The following is a 24,011-nucleotide window of genomic DNA, read 5'->3' as shown; positions in this document are numbered from 1 at the left end:
CCATTGCGCGCGCACGTCCCTCACCCAAACCCGCCGGACCTTGGCCGCAGGCGGATGTTGTCGGGCATCGCGGCTCTGGCTGCGGCGGCCGCGCCCGGCGTCGCGATCGCGGCGGAGGGCGATGATCCCTGCGCCGAGATCAAGGCGCTCGTTGCAGCGTATGAGGCCGCCGACGCCGAGGATGATCGCCTCGCATTGAAGCTTTGGGAGACCGAGGACGCCTATCAGGCGCACATCGGCAAGCGCCAGCACATCCCCACATCTATCGGGAAGTTCTTCGAAGCGAACCTCGGCCGCGACGCGATCAAGAAAGAGCTCGCGAAAATCTACCGCGCGCACCTTTTTCACGTCGGCAGGCATCACATGCCCGACGACTCGCTGGTCGCCTATGCGAAGGAGGCGATCCGCCTCAATCAGGACCGCGACTTCGACGCGATCGACCGGGCGTTCGACAAGATCGAGGCCGACATTGACGCCTTTGGGCTCAGCGCCGTTCAGCGGGCCGCGGGCGAGGCCAAGGACGCTCGCAACGCGGCCTTCGACGCGATCTGCTCCTATCGTTGCGCGACCATGGAGCAGGCCGCAATCAAGATGCGCGCGCTCTTGGCGTTCCACGAGATCGACGCTCTGTCGGAGGAGCGCGTCGACGAGATCCTGCGATCGTTCCTGCCGATCGAGGACGCGGCATGAGCGCCGCCCTCCAGAACGCGTCCCGGCGGCCCACAGCGCGCCGCCTGGACGCTTCTCAGCGCAGGCGCGTCCGAGGACGCCATCGAGCGCCTCATCGCGCTCCTGGACGATCTGGACGCGCCGGACGCCGACTTGGAGCCGGAGCCGCGCGAGGCCGACGACGATTTCGAGATCGAGAGCTGGGGATGACGAGATTTATTGATTCGATTTCGTGCGACCAGTTTGGCGCGGACGGTCGCAACACTCATAGATTCAATTGGATACCAATGCTCAACCGCCCCCATATTGACCGTTTGGCGCGAATGGGGTTGATGAAGAGGTCTTCATCGGATGTCGCGAGGTTCTCCTCGCTGCGCTTTCTACCGCGTCGGAAAAAGGTCTCTCGCCTTTGGAGCCGATCGATGACGACTGATTCCTTGATGACGATTCGCCTCCCGGCCGACGTGAAAACGTGGCTGGAGGCCCAGTCACGATACACGCGCGCCTCGCAAAACGCCGAAATTATCCGCGCCGTTCGCGAGCGCATGGAGCGCGTCGTTCCACCCAATGAAGCGCTTCCGGAAACGAAGAATCGTCGCGCGAGCTGAGCCTGTCTATGGCCAATCGAGCAGCGATCGCCACGCAGGCGGACGTGGCTCGCGCGATCCGCGCAGCAGTCGCCTGCGGCCTGACGATCGTCAGGATCGTGGCCAGGCCAGATGGCATCGCGGTCGAGACTGACAAGGCGCCATCGCCGATTTCAGTCGACTCTCAAGAGCCGCGGGACGAGCCTGTCGACACGACCTGGGACGACTGATCATGCCGCGCGATCTTCCGAAGTATGTCGAGAAGAACCGAGTCAAAGGACACGTCTATCTCTCGTTTCGACGAGGCAAAGGCGCGCGGATACCCCTGCCCGGCAAACCCGGCTCGCCAGAATTCGACGAAGCATACGCGGCAGCACTGAGCGGTGTGGCCGCCGCGAAGAAGCAGGCTCGCCCTGGCCTGACCGAAGGAACCATCGCCTTCGCGATTGCGTCGTACATGCGCAGTCCCGCCTACACGGACCTTCGCAAGACGTCGAAGGCCGGCTACGCCACGCGCATCAATATCTTGCGCGACAACCATGGCCATAGGACGCTTTCAGGTCTCAACCAAGAGCGCATCGAGCAGAAAATTCTCGCCCCCTATCACGACCGCCCAGGGCAGCGGCTCGCACTGTTGAAGATGCTGCGGATCATCATCCGTCATTGCATCGGCAAGGGTTGGCTGAAGGCTGATCCCTCACAGACGATCAAGCGACCGAAGACGAAGGAAATCCGCGCCTGGACCGACGCCGAAATTGCAGCGTTCGAGCAGAGGTGGCCGATCGGGACTCAACAGCGCCTTGCCTTCGCCCTGCATCTGTTTACGGGCCAACGCCGCTCCGACGTTCATCGCATGACATGGGCGGATATCGCCGGCTCGACGATCGCGGTGGCGCAGCAGAAGACCGGCCACAAGCTGCGCATTGCGCTGCATGAAGACCTGCGCGCCGTGCTCGCCGCGACGCCGCGCAAGCACGCTGTGATCTTGCCGACCGTCTATGGCGCCGGCCGCACCGTAAACGGCTTCTCACAATGGATGCGCGACGCGATCACCGATGCAGGTTTGCCGCTCGACGCCAAGCCGCACGGCCTGCGCAAGGCCGCGGGGCGGCGCCTCGCAGATGTAGGCTGCAGCGCGCACGAGATCATGTCTGTGCTGGGACTAAAGACGCTCGCGGAAGCGGAGCGCTACACGCGCGAAGCCGATCAAAGGCGTCTGTCCGTTAGCGCCATTGAAAAACTTCAAGGGCAAAAAGCGAACAGGACTACCCAAACCGCCCCTGATAAATTTGGGGAAATCGCCAATAAGAAAGGAAAGTCATGAGCTTAGGACAGGCCATGGCGCTCCCTAGGGGACTCGAACCCCTGTTTTCGCCGTGAGAGGGCGACGTCCTAGACCGCTAGACGAAGGGAGCTTGCGCGCTCAGGAGCGCCCCTATACCGACCTCGACCCGGCCCCGCAAGCGCGGCCGACCAAACAACATGCCAGATATCCTGACCCTCACCCTCGAAGGCCCCGCCCGCCTCGACGCCACGCTCGCCGCAGCCATCGACGGCCTGTCGCGCACCCGCGCGCAGGCGCTGATCCGCGACGGCGCGGTCACGAGCGACGGCGTTCCCCTGCGCGACCCCGCTCTCAGGATCGGCGCGCAAGGCCTGACCGTCGCGGTCACTATCCCCGATCCTGTCGCAGCCGAGCCGACGCCGGAGGCGATCCCGCTCGACATCGTCCATGAGGACGCCGATCTCATCGTGATCAACAAGCCGGCCGGCATGGTGGTCCACCCCTCCGCCGGCCATGACAGCGGCACGCTGGTCCATGCGCTGCTGCATCATTGCGCCGGCGGGTTGTCCGGCGTCGGCGGCGTCATGCGGCCGGGCATCGTTCATCGCCTCGACAAGGACACGTCGGGCCTGATGGTCGCGGCGAAGAATGATCGCGCCCATCGCGGGCTCGCCGCGCAATTCGCCGATCACGGACGCGAGGGCGCGCTGGAGCGCCGCTATCAGGCGATCGCCTGGGGCGCGCCCCATCCGGCGCGGCAGACCATCGACGCCGCGCTCGACCGCCATCCCCACGATCGCGAGCGCATGGCCGTGACGCGCGGCGAGCGCGGCCGCTTCGCCATCACCCATGTCGAGACGATTGAGACCTTCTTGGGCGTGGACACGAAATCGCCACCAGTGGCGAGCCTGCTGCATTGCGCGCTCGAGACCGGACGCACCCACCAGATCCGCGTCCATCTCGCTCATATCGGCCATCCCCTGCTGGGCGATCCGGTCTACGGACCGGGCTTCCGCACCAAGATCGTGAAGCTTGGCGAGCCCGCGCGCGACGCGCTTGAGAATTTGAATCGGCAGGCGCTGCATGCGGGACTGCTCGGCTTCGAGCATCCCGTCACCGGCGAGCATCTCCTGTTCGAACGCGAACCGCCCGCTGATTTCGCGGCGCTCATCGAAGCGCTGCGCTTAAGCTGACGGCGCGCGAAGGCAGGCGCCATCAGCATCATTTTCGTCTCTCGCTACTTCGCGACATAAGCGCGATGCAGAAAGCCTTCGCTCGCGCGTCGTGTTTCGACGAACAACGCCTTGTCGCCATCGCGCGTATCCATTTCCGTCTTGCCCGCCAGCGTCTGCGCTTTCGCAGGCGGCGCTTCCGCCGCCTTCAGAAACGCCTGCACGGCGGCGACGTCCGGCGCGTCAGTTTTTGGCTTGTCCTTCTCGCCGATCGCTTCGGTCGCTGCGGCGTCGAGTAGTTTCGGCCATAATTTCCTGAACAGCGCGTGCGAGGAATAGACGTCGCCGGAATTGATGCGGCCATTGATCGCGAAGACATAGCCCACGATGTCGGCGCCCTGCTCGCCCGCATCGCGCAACGACGCGATGTAAGCCGCCTGCGCTTGCTTCAGCTTGTCATTTTCAAGCGCGAGTTGAAGGCTCGATCGCGATTCCAGCGCCGCGACCGGCGCGCCGAGATTGTCCGACAGCTTCGCCTGCGTGCGCGCGACCGACGCCCACACCGCCTGCTGCCGCGCGCTGGTGTCGCCGGGCTGAGCACGCGGATTGTTCCCTCTGATCTCCGCTTTCATCGCGAGCTTCGCCTCGCGCGACGGCGCCATGGATGCGGATTGCGCGAATTTCGCGGAATCCTCCTTGCCGCGCGCTGACCAGCGCCCCTGCTCGACGCAGAAGGAGGCGATCGGCACGCGTCCCGACTTCGGCGGCAGAACGAGGCTGACGGTGAGCACGCGATCCTGCCGGCCGCCCTTCACGATCTCGCCGGACTGGATGAAGATCTCCTGATCGCCCTTGTTCTCGATCATGAGCTCATTGACGTTGCCGGTCTCGACCACATCGACCAGGCCGCGCGTCATGGCCTCCTGAAGGGTGAGCGGCGCCGAGCCCGGCGCCGACGCGCCGCGCAGGAAATAGACCGCCAGATTGTCCTTGATGACCGGCTCCGACACCGTGAAATCCGGCTGGGCGGCCCATGCGCCGTCGGTCTGGAACAACAGGGCGCTGAAAAAACTGGAAAGGGTGAAGCTGCGGCGATCCATGGTCCCTCCTGTCGTTGCGTTGGCGAAGGGAGGGTCGGAGCGATCTCGGGCTAACGTTGGGGCGCCTGGGGGCGGATTTCCGGAGGAATCATGTTAATTTTGGCGAGTCCGGATAAGCAGACTGTCGCCGTCAACTTTTTTCGCGACTGCGTTCGTCCGCCACTTTCCAAACAAGGTTGGCGTCACAATATAGAGGTGTTCGCCGACGGGCGTTCCGCCGCCGGCTACACGGGACCCGCCACCTGACGGGGGTCCCAGGAGGATCACATGGCTGCTGCCGCGTTGCCCATTGCCGTCTCTGAAGGCGGCCTGTCGAAATATCTCGACGAAATCCGCAAATTTCCCATGCTGGAGCCCCAGCAGGAATACATGCTGGCCAAGAGCTGGCGCGAACACGGCGACCGCGACGCCGCCCACAAGCTCGTCACGTCCCACCTCCGGCTCGTGGCCAAGATCGCCATGGGCTACCGCGGCTATGGCCTCCCGATCGGCGAGGTTATTTCCGAGGGCAATGTCGGCCTGATGCAGGCGGTGAAACGGTTCGAGCCCGAGAAGGGCTTCCGTCTCGCCACCTACGCCATGTGGTGGATCCGCGCCTCAATACAAGAGTACATCCTCAGGTCCTGGTCACTCGTGAAGATGGGCACCACGGCCAACCAGAAGAAGCTGTTCTTCAACCTGCGCAAGGCCAAGGGCCAGATTCAGGCGCTCGACGACGGCGATCTCAAGCCCGATCAGGTGACGACGATCGCGACGCGTCTCGGCGTGCAGGAGCACGAGGTCGTGGAGATGAATCGGCGCCTCTCGGGCGACGCCTCGCTTAACGCTCCGGTGCGCGAGGAAGGCGATGGCGAGTGGCAGGACTGGCTCGTCGATGAGGACACCAACCAGGAGCGGACGCTCGCCGAGCATGAGGAAAGCGACAACCGCTCCGCGGCGCTGAAGACCGCGCTTGGCGTTCTCAATGATCGCGAGCGCCGCATCTTCGAGGCGCGCCGTCTGCAGGACGACCCGATGACGCTCGAAGACCTCGCCTCCGAATTCGGCGTATCGCGTGAGCGCGTGCGGCAGATCGAGGTGCGCGCCTTCGAGAAGGTGCAGAAGGCGGTGCGCGAGGCGATCACCAGGATCGAGACGCCACGCCGCATGGCGTCGCTGCCGCCGGCGACCGCCTCGACCCACGCCTGAGCTTGTCGCTCAGAGCATGGCGCGAAAAAGTGGGAACCGGTTTTTCGCTTAAGCTATGCTCTGAACTTCTGGAATCGATCGCGTTCCCGCACTTTGATTGATTCAATCAAAGTGCGGCGTGATCTAAGCGACGCGCAGCTTTACTTCGGACAGACGGCTGACGCCGGCCACGACGCGATCGCGGCCGGCGGTTTTCGCTTCGTAGAGGCTGCGATCGGCGGCGCGCAGCAGCGCTTCGAGCGCGCCCGAGCCGTCCTCGGTCATGGCTACGCCAATGCTGACCGAAATGCGCAGCTCGGCATCTCCAACGACGAGCTTCGTCGCGCCGATGCGCGCGCGCAATCCCTCCGCCACCGCCATGGCGCCGGCGAGCGCGGTGTCGGGCAGGATGCAGACGAACTCTTCGCCGCCGATACGCCCGAACAGGTCGTTCTCGCGCAAATGAGCCTTCATCGTCTGCGCGATGCGGCACAGCGCGATATCGCCGCCGCCATGACCGAAACGGTCATTGATCGATTTGAAGCGGTCGACGTCGAGGATCAGAGCGCACAAGGGCCGGCGCTGCTCCGCCGCGCGCGCCAGCGCCTTTTCCGCTTCGCCGAACAGCGCTCGCCGGTTTGGCGCGCCGGTGAGAGGATCGGTCAGCGCCGCCTGCCGTTGCCTGTGCTCGGCGCGATCCTTGATCATCGAGACCTGAAGGAACGAGGTGGCGATCACATTCAGCAGCGCCTCGCACATGATCACCGAGAACCAGGGCGAATAGACGAGGGCCTTGGACGGCGAGGTCAGCAGCAATAGCGTCAGTGGCGCGCGCGCGCCGAAAACCAGCGCATGCAGACAGAGCCAGCCGATCATGGGATAGCGCGAGACGAGCCGCTCGCTCTTCAAGCGCCACAGCTCCCACGCGCATGCGAGCGAGATCGCCGCAGGAAATATCGAGGCGACCGCCACCCGCCAGGTTATCGAGGCGTAGAAGGGCGGCCATTCATAGAGGCACAGCGAGATGAGCGACGGCGCGCAGATGAACGCTGGCGGAGCCGCCTTGCCGCAGAAAAGGCGAAAGCCGGTCCAGGTGGCGGTGAATGCGAAGCAGAGGAGCGCAGCCGCCAGATTGATCGAGAGGTAGTCCGCGATGATGTCGCGGAGCCCAAACAGCGTCACCGCCGCGCCGCCGGAAATATTGGCGCAGCTCCACCACAGCAGCGACCACACCTCGCGGTTCTGAAGCCAGGAGATGAGAAGCAGAAGCCCGACGCCGAAGGTCACGGCAGTCAGGACGACGGTCAGAGTCGGCGCGTGCAGCCAGATCACCAGTTCCCCCACGCGCCCATAGATCACGCCGCACTTTGATTGAAACAATCAAAGTGCGGGAACGTGATCGATTCCAAACGTTAAGAGCATGGCTTTTGCAGCGCGAACGCTAGCGTTCGTCGCGGAAAAACCGGTTCCCGCTTTTTCGCGCCATGCTCTGGCCGTCCCCTGCCGCGGACTTCATGACAGGCTTGCGCTGGAGAAGAAGTTAACGGCGGCGCGCGTACGCGCCGCAACGTCAGCGTCGGTTAAGAAGGTCCTACCAGCCGGGAACGCCGATCAGCTGCGCCAGCGTTCGAGCGCTGACTGCAGCACGTCCGCGCCCTGCGCGCCCTTCTCGATGGCAATCACCCCGATGCGATCGTCGGCGAAGCGGAACGGCAGGTCGATCCAGTTGGCGGCTTGCAATTGCGCAATGTTCCGCTCCACGTCCGAAGGGAGGTTGGACAGGCCGACGAGGAAATAGTTTTCCGTCACCGGCACCTGCAGGGCGACGAGCGGCGCGCCGCGCTGATTCTCTTCGGTCTTCATGGTCGGCGGCGAGGCCAGCTCCTTCACCGGTCCGCCGCCGGCGGCGAACTGGAATTTGATCTCGACGAGATGCGACGCCGGCAACGCCGGATCGGTGTTGCGCCTTATCGTCATGTCGACCTTGAGCGAGCGCTCGGGAAATTCGATCTCGGCGCGCACCACCGTGTCAGGCGCCTGGGTCGGGTCCGCTGATGCGCTATCGAGCCGCCACACGGCGCGACCATTGACGATGGTTGGCTCGTTTGGCGTCGCCGGCTTCTGCTCGTAGAGGATCGCACGCTGGGCCACCGCGATGGGCGGCTGCGCGATCGCCGGAGCCGTCTGCGAGGCTTGCTGCGTGGTCGGCGCGGCCGGAGCGTCGGGACGGCGTTGCGACGAGACGTCGGCCGTCTCGCCAGTGACGCGCTCGCCGAGCTTCGGCCCGGCGGCGGGCGAGGCCGCCTCGGCTGCCGCTGGCTGCGGCGAATAGCGGCTGGCGTCCTCGCGCCGCGTCAGGGCGAACAGCGCGACGCCCACCGCCACCGCGGCCGCCACGCCGCCAAACGCCATCGCACGCAACCGCTTCTGACGATCCGCGGCTTCCCCGCCCGGGGGAGACGCGATCGGCGCCGCAGGTCGGCGAACCACTTCCCTGTCCGCATTCTCCGCGACAGGCGCAGGCGGAGCCTCTGGCGTCTCGCCTGGCTGGTCGCCCGACAGGATTTCAGCCTCGACCCGCGCGACCGCATCGTCGAGCGCGGCGTCCTCCCGCTCGATCGCTTCCGGCGTCAGCGGCGGATTGGCCGACTTGAGGTGACGCATCAGCGCGCCCCGCGCGCGTTCATAGACTTGCGCCCGCGTTTCGGCGGGCGCGTCCTTCACCGCGGCGACTGCGCGGGCGATGAGCGGGTAATAGTCAGCCATACATTCCCAAAGGGTATTATCGCAGAGTCGCGTCAACCTTCGAAGGGGTTGCGCACGAGAATTGTGTCCTGACGCTCTGGACTCGTCGAAACTAAGGCGATCGGGCAGCCAATCAGCTCTTCCACCCGCCTGACATATTTGACCGCCTCGCCCGGAAGCTGCGTCCAGGAGCGCGCCTTGGCCGTCGAATCGGACCAGCCCGGCATCGTCTCATAGATCGGTTCGAGTCGCGCCTGAGCGCTTTCGCTGGCCGGCATATGGTCGATTTCGCGCCCGTCGAGCTTGTAGCCGATGCAGACCCTGATCTCTTCGAAGCCGTCGAGCACATCGAGCTTGGTCAGCGCGATGCCGTCGATGCCCGATGTCGAGACGGTTTGCCGCAGCAGCACCGCATCGAGCCAGCCGCAGCGCCGCCGCCGTCCCGTGACCGTGCCAAACTCCCGGCCGCGATCGCCGATGCGGTGGCCGATTTCATCATCGAGCTCGGTCGGGAACGGGCCGCCGCCGACCCGCGTGGTGTAGGCCTTGGCGATGCCGAGCACATAGTTGATCGCATTCGGCCCAAGACCCGATCCCGCCGCCGCCTGGCCCGACACCGTGTGCGAGGAGGTGACATAGGGATAGGTGCCGTGCTCGACGTCGAGTAGCGCGCCCTGCGCGCCTTCGAACAGGATGCGCTTGCCGGCGCGCCGCTCCTGATCGAGCAGGCGCCAGGTGACGTCCATATAGGGCAGCACCTTGGGCGCGATCGTCGTGATTTCTTCGAGCACCACGCGCGCGGAAATCTCGTCCTGGCCGAGGCCGCGGCGCAGCGCGTTGTGGTGGGTGAGCAGGCGCTCGACCTTGCTCGGCAGCTCCGCCGGATCGGCAAGATCCATCAAACGGATCGCGCGGCGGCCGACCTTGTCCTCATAGGCCGGACCGATGCCGCGGCGCGTCGTGCCGATCTTCGTGCCGGAATTGGAATCCTCGCGCATCGCGTCGAGATCGCGATGCAGGGAGAGAATGAGCGAGCAATTGTCGGCGATGCGGAGATTGTCGCGGCTGACCTCTACGCCCTGCGTCTTCAGCCGGTCGACCTCCGACGCGAGCGCGTAGGGATCGAGCACGACGCCATTGCCAATCACCGACAATTTGCCGGGACGCACGATGCCCGACGGCAGGAGCGACAGTTTGTAGACCTCGCCGTCGATGACCAGCGTGTGGCCCGCATTGTGGCCGCCCTGGAAGCGCACCACCACATCGGCCTGCTCGGACAGCCAGTCGACCAGCTTGCCCTTGCCCTCGTCGCCCCATTGGGCGCCGACCACCACTACGTTCGCCATGACGATATCCCGCAAACGAAGAGCCCCGGCGGGAGGGCCGGGGCTCTTCCGCGGAGCGGTTAGTCGATTAAGAGGCGGAGGTAAAGGGCGCGATCAATCTCAACGTCGTCCAGACAATCGTCAACTCAGCGTTTCCCCAGCAATATCAATGGTCTGGGCAGCGCCGCATCAATCAGGCGCGCAGCGCGCTTGTGAGCCGATCGAAATCGGTCACCTCGCGCGGCAAACCGAATCTCAACCTGTCGCGGCTCCACGAAAAGCGCCTGACATAGATTCCCCTTGCAGCGAGCTGTCGCCAGGTCGCATGCGCGTCGGCGCAGGCGGCCCATCGGAAGAGATCGGTTCCCCCGACGGGCTCGACGCCGCCGGCGCGCAGCGCGCGATCAAGATCATCAGCCGCCTTGCGCAATCGCGCCAGCGTCGCATCGCGCCAGGCGTCATCGCGATAGGCGCGGCGCGCGAGATCAAGCGCGGGGCCCGACACCGGCCAGGGGCCGAGCAGTTTGCGCGCTGAAGCGATGACATCGGGCGACGCAACGATGGCGCCGAGACGCACGCCGGCGAGCCCGAAGAATTTCCCGAACGAGCGCAGCACGATGATCGACGCAGCGCCCGCATGTTGCGCGAGAGAAATATCGGGCTGGAGATCGGCGAATGCTTCATCGACAATCAGGCGGCCGCCCCGCGAGCCAAGAGTCTCCGCCGCGCGGAGAAGCGCGTCGGGCTGATATGCCCGCCCGTCCGGATTGTTGGGATTGCCGACAACCACCGTATCGAATTCGTGCGCAGCGGACGCGAGACCATCGACCTCTTTGACAACCGCGCCCGCACTTCGCCAGACAATCGCATGCTCGCTATAGGTCGGCACGATGATCGCGACGCGTCGTGAAGGAAACAACCGCGGCAAAATCTGAATCGCCGCCTGCGATCCCGCCGTCAGCGCGATCGTCTCCGGCGCGCAATTCCACGCGCGCGCCATTGCGTCGATCCCATCGCGCTCAAGACCAGCGTCCGGGAGCGCGGTGAACGCAGATGTGGCGATGTTAGAGTGCGGATAGGGCCAGGGATTGATGCCGGTCGACAGATCGAGCCATGGCGTCGGCGCGTCCGGAAAAGCGCGCATGACCTCGCCAAGCGCGCCGCCATGGGCGAGATCGGCGTTCGTCATCGGGGTTGACGGATCGCCTGGATCGGCGCGCCGAATAGTCTTTTCCAGCCCAACGACGAACGCCTCCGTTTGCAGGCGCCTAGATCGCCCGCCGCGGAGCCGATTGCAAGAATTCCTGCAATTGCGCCTTCCAGAATTTCGCCATGCCGGTCGTGCCGTGGCCGCGCGTTTCCTCGCTCGCCGGAATCAGCAGCAACTTCGCATTCTTCAGCCGCTTCAGCTCGCGCTCCATGATGCCGCTCTCCGGCGGATTGCGCTCATCGTCGGCCGAGTTGATCGCAAGCAGCGCCGCCGTGATACGATCGAGCTTGGGCGACGCGTCGTAATCGCGCGAGGAATCCCACTGGTAGAGGAAATCGTTCGCATCCGCCGTGAAGGGCGCATTCAATCGTTCATCGACGACCTTGTCGGCGAGTTCGCGCGTCGGCGCCATCGTCTGATAGGCGAGCGTGCCGCCGCTCGTCGCGATGCCATAAAACGCGTTCGCAACTTTCAGCGAAGGCGGCTGGGTTGTGTAGTCGCCATTGTTCCAAGCGGGATCATTGCGCACGGCGTCGATGATCATCCGTCGCATCATCCAGTTGCGGCTCGCCATCGCCGTCGGCTGCGACGCCATTGGAGCCAACGCGTCCATGAAATCAGGGTAGTTTGTTCCCCAGACCCATGCATGCATGCCGCCCATGGAATTGCCGAGCACAAGGCGCAGATGCTTCACGCCGAGGCCTTCCGTCACGAGGCGATACTGCGCCAGCACCATGTCGTCGTAATTGTAACGCGGGAATTTCGCGCGCAGCCCGTCCGACGGCTTCGTTGATTTCCCGGCGCCGAGCGCGTCGGGAATGATGATGTAATACTTCGTCGCGTCGAGCGGCTGACCCGGTCCAAACAGCTCACCCGCAAAGGCCGGCGTCAGCATGCTCGCGGCCGAGCCTGCCGTGCCGTGCAGAATGAGCACAGGCTCGCCTGTCGGTTCGCCAATGGTGACATAGCCGAGCTTGACGTCGTTCAGCGTCGCGCCGTCGTGGAACCTGAATTCCTTCGCGGTCCACGCGCCTTCCTTCGGCGCGGGATAATCGGCGGCGAAGGCTGCGGGCGCACAGCACAGAGCGAGCGCAAATGCAGCCTGCCGCAGGAGCGGAATCATTTTCATGCGGGCCTCCCATTTCTTTATGAGGACCCACGCGACCTCAAGGCGCCGCCGGGTCTTACAAGGGAGGATCGCCGAGACGGCGTACGGCGGCAAGGCGCAGCGAGCGCCGCGCCGCACCAGCCTGTTCACATCGCAGCGAGGTCAGTCGGCCGCGATCAGCGCCGGCTTCGCCGCCGTCTCCTCGCGGATCACGGGCGCGACCTTGGTTCCCAGCAATTCGATCGAACGCATAATCGCCTTATGCGGCGTCGCCCCGACGCTCATCTGCATGAGATGGCGGTCATGCCCGAGCGCCTCGCGCTGATGCATGATCTTGTCGATCACCTCCTGCGGCCCTCCGACCGCGAGATGGCCGCGAAGCCCAGTCGACGCGTCGAATTGGGCGCGCGACATCGGTCCCCAGCCGCGCTCGCGACCGATCTTCGCCATGGTCTCGGCATAGCTGGGGTAGAAGGCGTCGGCGGCCTGCTGCGACGTGTCGCCGACGAGGCCATGGCCGTTCACGCCGACTTTCAGCTTCGCGGGATCGACGCCCGCGCGACGCCCCGCCTCGTGATAGAGATCGACCAGCGGGCGGAAGCGCGCCGGCTCCCCGCCGATGATCGCGATCGCAAGCGGCAGTCCAAGCGCGCCGGCGCGGGCGACTGATTGCGGGGTGCCGCCAACCGCGATCCAGACCGGCAGTTCGCGCTCGGCGCGGGGATAGACGCCGCGATTGTCGATCGCCGCGCGATGATGGCCCGGCTCCCATGTCACGCGCTCCCGCTCGCGGATGCGCAGCAGCAGGTCGAGATTTTCCGCGAACAGCGCGTCGTAATCGTCGAGATCGTGACCGAACAGCGGGAAGGATTCGATGAAGGAGCCGCGCCCCGCCATGATTTCCGCGCGTCCATCGGAGAGGAGATCGAGCGTGGCGAACTGCTGATAGACGCGCACAGGGTCTTCGGAGCTCAGCACCGTCACCGCACTTGTGAGCTTGATGTTTTTCGTGCGCTCGGCCGCGGCCGCCATCACGATCGGCGGGGCCGAGACGGAATAGTCAGGCCGGTGATGCTCGCCGACGCCAAACACGTCGAGGCCGACCTGATCGGCCAGCGTGATTTCCTCGATCAGATCGCGCAGGCGCCGCCGCGGCGTGATGTCGCCGCCGGGCTTCACATCGCCAAAGGTGTAAACGCCGATCTCCATCGTGCAGTCCCCGCGTGATGGCGGTCAGATGGAGCCTGCCTTGAGACGCCGCAAGAACGAACAATCTTGTTACCGACTCCTTCTCCCTTGGGAGAAGGTGGCGAGCGGAGCGAGCCGGATGAGGGTGCTGCTCCCCATCGTGTCCCGCAAGATTACGCTCAATCCTTAGAGGTTCTCCCTCACCCGGTCGGCTCGCGACGATGCTTCGCATCGCGCCGCGCCGACCACCCTCTCCCAAGGGAGAGGGAAAGCGCGCGATAATTCAAACTAACCGCCCGCAGCCCCTCTCTCCGCGACGCGCGCGGTCGCCACTTCCACGACGACATAATCGTCGTCGATCGACACGGGAAAGGTTTCGGCGACGTAAGGCCCTTCAACCAGCGCGCCGCCGGACTCGACCGCGACGGGATAATCCTTGAGCCGGATGCGCGACGGCTTGCACCAGGATTTTCCTGTCTTCACGTCGAATTCCCAGCCATGCCAGGGGCAGCGCAAAATCTCGCCTTCGCGCGAATAGCGGTAGTCGCCGGGTTCACCAGATTCCACGAGACCCGTGAGGATTCCGCCGGCGAGGCTCGCGCCCTGATGCGGACAGATATTCAGGAGCGCGTGAAACTCGCCCTTTACGTTGAGCACGAGGATGGGGCGTCCTTCGAGATGCACGAGCTTGCGCGCGCCGGGCGGCAGATCGCGCGCGGCGCACACTATATGGCGCGTCATGCCGCGAGCGTCGCCGCGGCCGCCTTGGCGGGATCGACGCCGTAGAGCTTCAACGCATTGTCGAGGAAGAAGCGCTGCGCCTGATCTTCCGAGATCGCGATCGGCAGGCAGCGCGCGGGATCGTCGAAATCCCAGTGCGGATAATCCGACGCAAACAGCAGTCGGTCCCAGCCGATCCACTCGAAGATATCGAGGATATGCTGGCGCGACTGCGGCTCTTCCATCGGCTGCGTCGTGATCCAGACATGGTCGCGAATATATTCGGACGGCTTGCGCTTGAGATGCGGCGTCTCCGCCCTGAGCTTGGTCCAATGCGTATCGAGTCGCCACGCCAGCGGCGGCAGCCAGGCGAAGCCGCCTTCGATGACGACGATGCGCAGGCCCGGAAAGCGCTCGAAGACGCCTTCGAGCACGAGGCTCGTGATCTGCGACTGGCAGGTCTGCGCGTGGCCCGTCATCTCTTCGATGTAGAAGGAGGGCCAGCCGCTGCTGGTGATGGGATGCGCGCCATTGCCGAACGCATGCACCCCGATTGGAAGCTTGGCTTCCTGCGCCGCCTGATAGAGCGGCCAGTAGCGCCGCTGCCCCATCGGCTCGACGGTGCGGCTGAGCAGCAGGATCTGCACGAAATCCTCATCGCCGGCCCAGTGCGCGATCTCCGCCGCGGCGAGATCGCCATGCTCGTAAGGAACGAGGATCGAGCCCTTGAGGCGCGTGTCCTTAGCTGTCCACTCCGCCTTCTGCCATTCATTCACCGCCCGGCAGAAAGCGGCGCTCATCTCGGGGTTTTGATACGCGCCGGGATGCGGCGAAATCGTCGTGAGAACGCCGAGCGCGACGCGATTGGCATCAAGATGCTGCTTCTGCATGAAATCGAGACGGCTGCCGGGACGGCCGCCTTCCGGCCATGCGTCGCGTCGCGCCGCGTCCGGCTGCGATTTCGGATAGGCCGGCCCTTGCTGCACGCCCTGACGGCGCAGCGCGCCGAACGTCTCGATGTGCGTGCGCCAGCGCTGGTCGAGCCAGGGATAGAGGTCGCGCGTCGTATTTGGCGTCGGGTGAATGTCGCAATCGGCGATCAGCCTGACATTGCGCGTTTCGGCTTCGACGCGACCGGGAGCCACATTCATGTTCATGGCGTCGCCTCCCGCAATCTCGGATGGGTCTCGAGCGGATTATCCACCATCATACGGCGAATGAGCGGCGGCGACAGCCCATCCGGCAGCGCATTCACGCCATCGAACTGCCAGTGCGGATAATCGGTAGAGTAAAGCAGCAGCCGGTCCGAGCCCATATGCTCCATCAGCTTCTCGAACGCTTGCGCGTCCGGCGGCGCATCGACCGGCTGCAGCGTGAGCCTCACCTGATCGCGCACGATCTCGTAGGGCGGCCGATCGACCCATGGCGTCTCGTGACGCAAGCCCTTCCAGAATTTCGTCAGCCGCCACACCAGCGACGGCAGCCAGGTGAAGCCCGACTCCGTCAGCACCACTTTCAATTGCGGGAATTTATCGAACACGCCTTCGCAGATCAGGCTTGTCAGCGTCGTCTGGAACGCCTGCGCCTGATTGACGTAATCCTCGGTATAGTAGGACGGCCAGCCAACCGCCGTGACCGGATTGCGATAGGCGCTGCCGGCATGGATCGCTATTGGCAGGCCATGCTTCTCCGCCGTGCGATAGATCGGCCAGAACGAGCGACGACCAAGCGGCTGATCGCCGGACACGAGCATCAACACCTGCACAAAGCGCTTGTCGCCAGCCCAATGCTCGATCTCGTCAGCGGCGGTTTCCGGGTTCTGCATAGGGATGACAATCGAAGCGCGCAGGCGCGGCTCGGCATCAAGACGCTCGCGCGCCATCCATGTGTTGATCGCGCGCGCAAAGGCGGCCGCCATGTCCTCGTTGAACATCACCTGCACGCCCCAGAGGCAGTTGCAGATCGCAATCGAGGTGTTGAAGGGATCGAGCGCCTGAGCGCGAATGGCGTCGAGATCAGCGGCCGGTTTGCCGCTGGCGGGACGCCAGTCGGCGCGCGCAGTCAGCGGCGACCCCGCGGGATAGCTCACCATCTCGATGTCGTTGAGGCCGGACTCAATCGCAGTCGCGCGCCAGTGATCGCTGAGATAGGGCGTCAGCGCCGAAAGCGTGACCGACGGGTGGATGTCGCAATCGATGGCGCGCAAAGTGTCAGCCATCACAATATCTCTCAGCCGCGCCATAAAACCAGATTGTCATGCCCGGGCGTGGCCCGGGCATCCACGTCCGCTGGTCTTACCTTGAATTCGTGGATGACCGGGCCAAGCCCGGCCATGACGTGGAAATATTGCGTCCGAAAGAAAGCAGACCGCATTTCATCGCCACTCGCCGACGTCACCCCGACAGCTTCGCCATCAGCGCGTCGGACAGTTCGAAATTCGAATAGACGTTCTGCACGTCGTCGTGCTCTTCGAGCGTCTCGACCAGCTTCACGATCTTCTCGCCCTGCTCGTCGTTGACGGCGATGGTGTTCTGCGGGCGCCAGACGAGCTTCGCCGATTTCGGCTCGCCGAAGCGGCCTTCGAGCGCCTTCGCCACTTCGGCCAGCACATTCTGGTCGCAATAGATCTCGTGGATGTCTTCGCTGATCTGCGCATCGTCGGCGCCGGCCTCGATCGCGGCTTCGAGCATGTCATCCTCGCTCCCGACCTTCGCATCGAACACGACGAGACCGACGCGATCGAACATGAAGGACACAGCGCCTGTCTCCGCCATGTTGCCGCCGGCCTTGGTGAAGTAGGAGCGCACGTCGGCGGCGGTGCGGTTGCGGTTGTCGGTCATCACCTCGACGATCAGCGCCGTGCCGCCGGGGCCGTAGCCCTCATAGCGGATTTCGTCGTAGTTCTCGCCGTCGCCGCCGGCCGCCTTCTTGATGGCGCGCTCGATATTGTCCTTCGGCATGTTCTCGGCGCGGGCCGCGATCACGGCGGCGCGCAGGCGCGGATTCATGTTGGGGTCGGGCACGCCAAGCTTCGCCGCGACGGTGATTTCGCGCGCCAGCTTGCCGAAGAGCTTGGAGCGGATCGCGTCCTGCTTGCCCTTCTTGTGCATGATGTTCTTGAACTGGGAATGGCCGGCCATGCGGGTCCTCGATCAGACAGGGGCCGCCTCCCTGCGGCCCGGAATTTGGCGCGCTTATAGGCAGCGAACGGGCCGAAATAAAGCCGGCGCAGCCATGCGGCGGCTCAGGCCGGCTTCCGTTCCGCCAGCGCGATGCCGCCGAGGACCATCGCGAGCGCCAGCCCCTGCGGCCAGCCGAACGGCTCCCCAAGCAGCAGCACCGCCAGAATGGCGGTGAAGGCGGGCAGCAGGTTGTAGAACAGGCCCGCACGGCCGGACCCGATCAGCTCGATGCCCCGGAGATAGACGATTTGCGCGATGAACGAGGGGAAGAAGGCGACATAGAGGATGACCAGCCAGCCCTTAAGCGTCGGCCAGTGCAGCGTTCCCAGCGCCGCCTCGATCGGGATCAGAGGCAGGCTGGCTGCGCCGGCGATCAGCGCCATCACGAGAAAGAAGACGATCGGCGGGACCGGCGGCCGGTTGCGGGCGGCGACCGTGAAGATCGCATAGAAAACGATCGCAATCAGCATCAGCACGTCGCCGCGATTGAGTTGCAGCCCGATCAGAGCGGCGAGGCTCCCCCCCGTCGAGATGATCGCGACGCCGGCCATGTTGATGACGACGCCGATCGCCTGCAGCAGCGTGATCCTCACGCCATAGGCGAGCCACGCCCCAAGAAACACGAGCGCCGGAAGCGCGCCCTGCAGAAGCCCGATGTTCAGCGCCGTTGTGTATTTCGCGCTGACATAGATCAGCACGCTGAAGGCGGTGAGGCCAAGGATCGCCGCCGGCGCGATCACCGGCAGCGAGCTCTTCATCGCTGGCAGCGCCTGCCTGATCTCGCGCGCATAGAAAGGCGCGACGCAGCCGCAGACGCCGAGCCAGCGCAGCGAACTCAGCGCCAGGGGCGAGACCTCGCCGACAGCAACGCGGCTCGCGATCGCGTTGCCGGCCCAGCACAGCGTCGCGATGGTCAGCATCAGATAGGGATTGGCCCAGAGGCGTTGCAGAAAAGGCAAGGGAGCACTGAGATTGTCGGCGAAAGGGCGCGCATGCTACTTGCGGCGCCCAAGCCGTCCATCGGCTGCGCCGCATGGCTCCATGCCGGACGCGCCGCCCCTCCCCGCCAAGGCGCTCGCGAAAATGACCCGTCCGCTCCGCTTCCTCGTGGTTGAAGGTAATACGAAGACCGCCCGCGAGGCCCACAGAAAAGCCTATGGCGAGACTTCGGCCGGCTCCTACGCCGCCGTCGTTCATGAGATCGAAAAGGATGCGGTGACCGATATCGCCCTGCCGACGGATGAGGGCGCGAATCTCCCCGATCCCGCCGGCCTCGAATCCTATGACGGCGTCTTCCTCACGGGCTCGGCGCTCAACATCTACGATCTCTCGCCCGAGGTGACGCGCCAGATCGAATTGATGCAGGCGATCTATCGCTCGAAGGCGCCCGTGTTCGGCTCCTGCTGGGGTCTTCAGATGGGCGCCGTCGCCGCAGGCGGCGTGGTGCATCGCAATCCCAGGGGCCGCGAGGTCGGCTTCGCCCGCCGTCTCACGCGCGCGGAGGCCGGCGTGAATCACCCCCTGCTCGAAGGACGACCGGCCGTGTGGGACGCGCCGGCCATCCATCTCGACGAGGTCACGCGCCTCCCGCCGCACGCGACGACGCTCGCCTTCAACTCGGTCTCGGAGGTGCAGGCGGCGGAATTCACCCATGAGGGGTCGGTGTTCTGGGGCGTGCAATATCATCCCGAATTCTCGTTCCGCGAGGTGGCGGCAATCCTTCGCAGGCGCACGCAGGCGCTGGTCTCCGAAGGCTTCGCACAACGCGAAGATCAGCTTGTCGACTTCTGTGATGATCTCGACGTGCTGCATGACGATCCCACACGCGCCGATCTCGCCTGGCGCTACGGCTTCGATGACGAACTCCTCGATCCTGAGAAGCGCACGACCGAGTTGCGCAACTTCATCACCCATCGCGTGAAGCCCATCGCGTCTCAGCGAGGCCGGGCATGACCGCAAGCCCGGCGTCCCCCGAAGAGATCGAGCTCATCCGCCAGACCTTCGCGAAGGCGCTCGCGGCGCGCGCCTCCGCCGAGCGCTTCTTCTATGACGAGTTGTTCCGCATTGCGCCTGAATTGCGTCCGATGTTCAGAGGCGACATCGCCGCGCAAGGCGCGAAGCTGATCGATACGCTCGCGCTCGCCGTCTATGCGTTGCGCTCGCCGGCGGGACCTGCCGCGGTGCTCGCTCCGCTCGGCCGGGCGCATGCGCGCCGCCATGGCGTGACATCGGACCACTTCGAGCCGGTTGGCCAGGCGTTGATCGCCACCCTTGAGCGGTGCCTTGGTCCCCAATTTGACGGCGAGGCGAAACTCGCCTGGCTCAATTTCTATCGATTCATGACAGCGGTCATGATCGAGGCCGCATCCGAGAAGGACGGCTAGCTCCGAACGCTTGCCGACTTGCAAGCCGGTCCGCGCCACCCCACTCTCCCTGTCGCGTCAACAGGCTCCGTCGCGAGCAGGACATGAAAAATCGATCTTTTGCCTCCGGCCTCCTCTGGCTGATGGCGCTCGCCACAGGCGTCGCTCTCGTCCCCGCCCGCGCGCAGAGCCCCGACCCTAAAACCGACGGCGCCATCGTCCTCGAACTGAAAGGCGGCGAGAAGAGCGAGGATGTCAGCCGGATGGTCGATACGCTGCGGCGCGATGGGCGCTCTGTGACCGTCCGCTTCGCCGACCGGGCCGCGGCCTCATCGGCTCCGACGGAGACGGCGAAGCCCGCCCCTGCTGCGACGTCAACCGCCCCGCAGCCCGGTCCGAAGCCCCAGCCCGCCTCGGAATGGGGCGCCTTCGTCGACAGCCTTGTCGCTGCCCTAAGCGCGAGCCGGATGCTGCTGGGGAATATTCCGAAGCTGGGGCCCGATCTGGCGCGCGCGACCGCCGATCCCGCCTATTCCGCCGTGGGATGGCTGATCCTGACCCTCGCATTCGCCGCGTCTCTGGGCCTCGCCAGGGGCGTCCACCAGCTTATCTGGAAGGCGCTGGCTTTGCATGAGCGTCATTGCACCGCCAGAACGCTCAGCCGCATGGCGCTGTCCCTGCGCCGCCTGATCGCCGACGTTGCGGCCGCCGGCTCCGGTCTGATCGCGCTCAAGCTCATCGTCGACTGGTGGGATCCGTCATCGAAATTGATCGAGGCCGGAGCGGACTCCCTTCTGCGGGCGCTCGCGACAGCCGCCGCCTACATCATCATCGGCCGTTTCCTGCTGTCGCCCGGCCAACCCGCGGCGCGGTTGTTGCGCCTGCCGCGCGCCGAGCTGCATTTCCGCCTGCTGCTGATCTATGTCGGCGCCGGCCAAACGATCTTCAACTTGCTCGCAACGGCTGGCGCGATCGCAAGCGACATGGCGTCCGTCGGCGGGCTCTATCTCATCACCAGCACCGCAATCACGATCTTCAAGATCTGGTGGTTCTGGATGGCGCGTCACGACATCGAGGCGCTTATCATCGGCGCGTCGCGCGATCCCGAGAACGCCCACATCGGCATGCGCATTCTCGCCGTGGCGACGCCATGGCTTTACATCCTCGCCACCACGCTGATCTGGCTGATCGCGCGCGTCGCCGTGATGATGCCGGAAGGCGCGCGCTGGGCCGCGGCCGCGGGGCTTACTCAATTCATCATCGTGCTTGCGCCGATTGGCGCGATCGGCGCGTCGCACATGATCCGCGACCTGCATGTCGTGACGCCGGAGGGCGTCGAGCCTTCGCCTTTGCGCCGGGCGTTCGGCGTCGTCGCCGAGAAAGCCGCCGGCGGCGCGGTGTGGCTCGTTGCTCTGTTCGTTCTCGCGCGCATGTGGGGCGACTTCTTCATGGAGTCGGGCTCGCAGGTGATCATGACGCAGGTCCGCAACATCGCCGTGGTCGCAGAGATTCTGGTGATCGGCTATTTGCTGTGGGTCTTCTTCCACACGCTGTTTGAAGCGCATGCGCCGAAGCATGTCTCGGCGCTGCCGAGCGAGGACGACGAGGCGCATGACCAGGTGCAGACGCGGCTGGGATCGGTGCTGCCGATCCTGCGCGGCTTTTCGCTTGGCGCGATCTTCGGTCTGACATTGCTCGTTGCGCTGTCGAAGCTCGGCGTCGATATCGGGCCGCTGCTCGCCGGCTTCGGCATCCTCGGCCTTGCGATCTCGTTCGGATCGCAGGCTTTGGTGCGCGATATCGTCTCCGGCCTGTTCTTCATGATGGAGGACGCGTTCCGCGTCGGCGAATACATCGACACGGGTCGCCTGCGCGGCACCGTCGAGAAAATCTCGTTGCGCTCGGTGCAGCTTCGTCACCAGAGCGGGCAGATTCACACGGTCCCGTTCGGCCAGATTTCCGCCGTCACCAATGCGAGCCGCGATTGGGCGACGGTGAAGTTCAACATCAAGCTCGATCCCGCGACCGACATCGAGAAGGCGCGCAAGGCGATCAAGAAAACCGGCATCGCCATGATGGAGGACCCGGAGATCGGGCGCGACTTCATCCTGCCGCTGAAGATGCAGGGCGTCAGCGACATTCTCGAAACCGGCATCGTTCTGCGTCTGAAATTCACCGCCAAGCCGTCACAGGCGAGCTATCTCCAGCGGGAATCGCTGAAGCGCGTGCATCGCGCGCTGAACGAGGCTGGCGTCCAGTTCGCATCCAACGCCGTGACGGTGATGCGCAACATCGATGACATGGCCGCCGCTGCGGCGAGCATCACCCTCTCCCAGCGCGCCGCGAACGCCCCGGCTGCGTGAGGCGAGGAAATCCCATCTGGGATTATGGCGGACTCACAGCAACGGAACGTGCGCATGCGCACATTCCGACGCCGCCGCGCCGTGAAATCTCCCCAATCGAACAGAGACTGCGCGCGTTTTCCATCGCTTGGGGGAACCCATGAAATCATTGCTCGCCGCCGCGCTTGCCGGCGCATCCACTCTTGCGCTCGCCGCCTCGGCTTTCGCCGCTGATCTGACCCTGTCGGCGAAGATCGACGCGGTCACCGTCTTTCCCGATGGCGCGCTGGTGACCCGCCTGGGCGACATCGCCATTCCCGCCGGCTCGCATCAGGTGATCCTGCAAGGATTGCCTGCTGGCGTCGATCCCGCCTCGATCCGCGTCGAAGGGGTAGCTGATCAAGCGCTGACGATCGGCTCCGCCGAAATGAAGAGCGTCGCCGCCGACGTGAAGCCTGATACCGAAGTGCTGAAGAAAGTGCGCGATCTGCGCGCCGAACTCGCGACCGTCAACGGCAAGATCGACGCCGCCGAGATGCAGAAGCGCACCATCGAGCGCTTCTCGATCGCGACGCCGGAAGCCTCCGCGAAGGAGGGCAAGCCGATCGACATCGCGCAATGGCGCGCCGCATGGACGGCGGTCGGCGAGGGCGCGGCCGAGATCAACGCGCAGTTGACCGCGCTGCGTGCGCGCGCAGCCGAGATCGATACCGAGATCAGGTCGATCGAAGCGACGCTCGGCCGCACGCGTCCCAATCTCGCGCCGCGCCTCGACGTCGCCGTGGCTATCGAGGCCGAGGCCGACGCCAAGGCGAAGCTGAAAATCATCTATCGCGTGCGCGGCGCGCGCTGGGCGCCGGTCTATGACGCGCGTCTCTCCACCGGCGCGACCGGCGTGAAGCCCTCGATCGCCTTCGTGCGGCGCGCCAGCGTCACGCAGAATACGGGCGAGGACTGGACCGACGCGTCGCTGACTCTGTCGACCACGCGCGTCGCCGGCGGCGTCGCGGCGCCTGACATGGGTTCGCTCGTCGCCAACATCTTCGAGCCCACATTTTATGGCCGCGCAGTGAGCAGCGGCGTCGCCGCTCCGCCTGCGCCGCCGCAGCCTGCCGCGCGAGCGCAACCAATGGACGAAGCGCTGGCCAAGCCGGCGGAGCCGCGCCAACGCACAGCGGAAGAACAGGAGGCTGCGGCCGATTCCTCGACCTTCTCGGCGGAATATCGCCTTCCCGGCAAGGTCACGGTGGCGAAGGACGGTTCGCCGAAAACCGTGCGCCTGTCCTCGCGCGACATCGAGCCGGAGTTGCAGGTGAAAGCCGCGCCATCGCTCGATACAACAGCCTATCTCACCGCGCGCTTCGCCAACGCCGACGACGCCGCGCTTTTGCCGGGCGAAGTGCTGCTGTTCCGCGACGGCGTGTTCGTCGGCAAGACGCGCATCGGGCTGACGGCTTCGGGAGATCAGCTTGATCTCGGCTTCGGCGCCGATGATCGCGTCAAGATCGAGCGCGCGCCGGTGAAGAAGCGCGAGAATGATCCCGGCTGGTTCACCGCCTCAAAATATCAGATCAGCGACTTCCGCACTGTGGTGACCAATCTCCACGCGCGGCCGATGCGCGTCACCATCGTCGACCGCGTGCCGGTGTCGGAGAATACGGCGATCGTGGTCGAGCAGCTCCGCGAGACCACAGCGCCCACGGAAAAGCAGGTCGGCGACAAGCGCGGCGTCATGGCCTGGTCGTGGGAGATGCAGCCGAACGAGAAGAAAGAAGTGCGCGTCGCCTATCGCATGAAGTGGCCGGCCGATCGCGACATTCGGCTCACTGCGCAGGGCGGACGCTGAAC

21 protein-coding genes and 1 tRNA gene are annotated in these 24,011 nt (G+C 65.0%); 9 read left to right on the top strand and 13 right to left on the bottom strand.

Annotated features, from left to right (window positions below):
* Window positions 1–54 precede the first annotated feature (54 nt).
* The 3 genes from L8F45_RS26275 (at window position 55) to L8F45_RS26265 (ending at window position 2,580) form a co-directional block, all read left to right on the top strand.
* Entirely contained in the window at window positions 55–690 is a 636-nt protein-coding gene (locus L8F45_RS26275; protein ID WP_342360777.1) for a hypothetical protein, read from the top strand.
* A 595-nt stretch (window positions 691–1,285) separates the two neighbouring features.
* Window positions 1,286–1,486 carry a hypothetical protein gene (locus tag L8F45_RS26270; RefSeq protein WP_342360776.1) on the top strand — a complete coding sequence of 67 codons (201 nt, stop codon included), beginning with the start codon at window positions 1,286–1,288 and terminating at the stop codon, window positions 1,484–1,486.
* A gap of 2 nt (window positions 1,487–1,488) precedes the next feature.
* The gene (locus L8F45_RS26265; RefSeq protein ID WP_342360775.1) at window positions 1,489–2,580 is read left to right on the top strand and encodes a tyrosine-type recombinase/integrase; all 1,092 of its coding nucleotides are present in this window, start codon (window positions 1,489–1,491) and stop codon (window positions 2,578–2,580) included.
* A gap of 15 nt (window positions 2,581–2,595) precedes the next feature.
* Here the strand turns inward: L8F45_RS26265 and L8F45_RS26260 are convergent.
* A tRNA-Glu gene (locus tag L8F45_RS26260) sits at window positions 2,596–2,671 on the bottom strand.
* Window positions 2,672–2,738: 67 nt separating this feature from the next.
* On the opposite strand from L8F45_RS26260, the gene L8F45_RS26255 reads away from it, so the two are divergent.
* On the top strand, window positions 2,739–3,734 hold the full coding sequence (locus L8F45_RS26255; RefSeq protein WP_342360774.1) for an RluA family pseudouridine synthase: 996 nt from the start codon (window positions 2,739–2,741) through the stop codon (window positions 3,732–3,734).
* 44 nt (window positions 3,735–3,778) lie between these two features.
* Here L8F45_RS26255 and L8F45_RS26250 read toward each other — a convergent pair whose 3' ends face one another.
* Entirely contained in the window at window positions 3,779–4,813 is a 1,035-nt protein-coding gene (locus tag L8F45_RS26250; protein WP_342360773.1) for an ARPP-1 family domain-containing protein, read from the bottom strand.
* 267 nt (window positions 4,814–5,080) lie between these two features.
* On the opposite strand from L8F45_RS26250, the gene rpoH reads away from it, so the two are divergent.
* Entirely contained in the window at window positions 5,081–6,001 is a 921-nt protein-coding gene (gene rpoH / locus L8F45_RS26245) for an RNA polymerase sigma factor RpoH (RefSeq protein WP_342360772.1), read from the top strand.
* Window positions 6,002–6,124: 123 nt separating this feature from the next.
* On the opposite strand, the gene L8F45_RS26240 is transcribed toward rpoH, so the two are convergent.
* From L8F45_RS26240 to L8F45_RS26190, 11 genes are all read right to left on the bottom strand, one after another.
* Window positions 6,125–7,339: a GGDEF domain-containing protein gene (locus L8F45_RS26240; RefSeq protein WP_342360771.1), complete on the bottom strand. Its 1,215-nt coding sequence runs from the start codon at window positions 7,337–7,339 to the stop codon at window positions 6,125–6,127.
* Between the two features lie 252 nt (window positions 7,340–7,591).
* On the bottom strand, window positions 7,592–8,746 hold the full coding sequence (locus L8F45_RS26235; RefSeq protein ID WP_342360770.1) for a hypothetical protein: 1,155 nt from the start codon (window positions 8,744–8,746) through the stop codon (window positions 7,592–7,594).
* Between the two features lie 32 nt (window positions 8,747–8,778).
* Complete coding sequence (locus L8F45_RS26230) at window positions 8,779–10,071, bottom strand: adenylosuccinate synthase (protein WP_342360769.1); 1,293 nt, start codon at window positions 10,069–10,071, stop codon at window positions 8,779–8,781.
* A 172-nt stretch (window positions 10,072–10,243) separates the two neighbouring features.
* The gene (gene cobD / locus L8F45_RS26225; protein ID WP_342360768.1) at window positions 10,244–11,239 is read right to left on the bottom strand and encodes a threonine-phosphate decarboxylase CobD; all 996 of its coding nucleotides are present in this window, start codon (window positions 11,237–11,239) and stop codon (window positions 10,244–10,246) included.
* A 79-nt stretch (window positions 11,240–11,318) separates the two neighbouring features.
* The gene (locus tag L8F45_RS26220) at window positions 11,319–12,383 is read right to left on the bottom strand and encodes an alpha/beta fold hydrolase (RefSeq protein WP_342363580.1); all 1,065 of its coding nucleotides are present in this window, start codon (window positions 12,381–12,383) and stop codon (window positions 11,319–11,321) included.
* 147 nt (window positions 12,384–12,530) lie between these two features.
* Window positions 12,531–13,577 carry an LLM class flavin-dependent oxidoreductase gene (locus tag L8F45_RS26215; protein WP_342360767.1) on the bottom strand — a complete coding sequence of 349 codons (1,047 nt, stop codon included), beginning with the start codon at window positions 13,575–13,577 and terminating at the stop codon, window positions 12,531–12,533.
* A gap of 267 nt (window positions 13,578–13,844) precedes the next feature.
* Entirely contained in the window at window positions 13,845–14,297 is a 453-nt protein-coding gene (locus L8F45_RS26210) for a Rieske (2Fe-2S) protein (protein WP_342360766.1), read from the bottom strand.
* Window positions 14,294–15,433, bottom strand: a complete 1,140-nt coding sequence (locus L8F45_RS26205) for an amidohydrolase family protein (protein WP_342360765.1) — start codon at window positions 15,431–15,433, stop codon at window positions 14,294–14,296. Before L8F45_RS26205 ends, L8F45_RS26210 begins: the two co-directional genes overlap by 4 nt.
* A complete protein-coding gene (locus L8F45_RS26200; RefSeq protein WP_342360764.1) occupies window positions 15,430–16,494 on the bottom strand; it encodes an amidohydrolase family protein in 1,065 nt (354 codons plus the stop codon). Before L8F45_RS26200 ends, L8F45_RS26205 begins: the two co-directional genes overlap by 4 nt.
* 175 nt (window positions 16,495–16,669) lie before the next feature.
* Window positions 16,670–17,416, bottom strand: a complete 747-nt coding sequence (locus tag L8F45_RS26195; RefSeq protein ID WP_342360763.1) for a YebC/PmpR family DNA-binding transcriptional regulator — start codon at window positions 17,414–17,416, stop codon at window positions 16,670–16,672.
* Window positions 17,417–17,520: 104 nt separating this feature from the next.
* Entirely contained in the window at window positions 17,521–18,417 is an 897-nt protein-coding gene (locus tag L8F45_RS26190) for a DMT family transporter (protein WP_342360762.1), read from the bottom strand.
* Window positions 18,418–18,541: 124 nt separating this feature from the next.
* Here L8F45_RS26190 and L8F45_RS26185 point away from each other — a divergent pair, with 124 nt between their 5' ends.
* The 4 genes from L8F45_RS26185 (at window position 18,542) to L8F45_RS26170 (ending at window position 24,009) form a co-directional block, all read left to right on the top strand.
* Window positions 18,542–19,411 (top strand): type 1 glutamine amidotransferase, encoded by an 870-nt coding sequence (locus L8F45_RS26185; RefSeq protein ID WP_342360761.1) that lies wholly within the window; start codon window positions 18,542–18,544, stop codon window positions 19,409–19,411.
* A complete protein-coding gene (locus L8F45_RS26180) occupies window positions 19,408–19,842 on the top strand; it encodes a globin domain-containing protein (protein WP_342360760.1) in 435 nt (144 codons plus the stop codon). The genes L8F45_RS26185 and L8F45_RS26180 overlap by 4 nt, the downstream gene beginning before the upstream one ends.
* Before the next feature lie 83 nt (window positions 19,843–19,925).
* Entirely contained in the window at window positions 19,926–22,184 is a 2,259-nt protein-coding gene (locus tag L8F45_RS26175) for a mechanosensitive ion channel domain-containing protein (RefSeq protein ID WP_342360759.1), read from the top strand.
* A 139-nt stretch (window positions 22,185–22,323) separates the two neighbouring features.
* Window positions 22,324–24,009, top strand: a complete 1,686-nt coding sequence (locus tag L8F45_RS26170) for a mucoidy inhibitor MuiA family protein (RefSeq protein ID WP_342360758.1) — start codon at window positions 22,324–22,326, stop codon at window positions 24,007–24,009.
* The last annotated feature ends 2 nt before the right edge of the window (window positions 24,010–24,011 follow it).

It is taken from the genome of Terrirubrum flagellatum (assembly GCF_022059845.1).
GTDB lineage: Bacteria > Pseudomonadota > Alphaproteobacteria > Rhizobiales > Beijerinckiaceae > Terrirubrum > Terrirubrum flagellatum.
The sequence above is the reverse complement of the archived record's forward strand: the minus strand, read 5'-3'. Positions and strand labels throughout refer to the sequence as shown.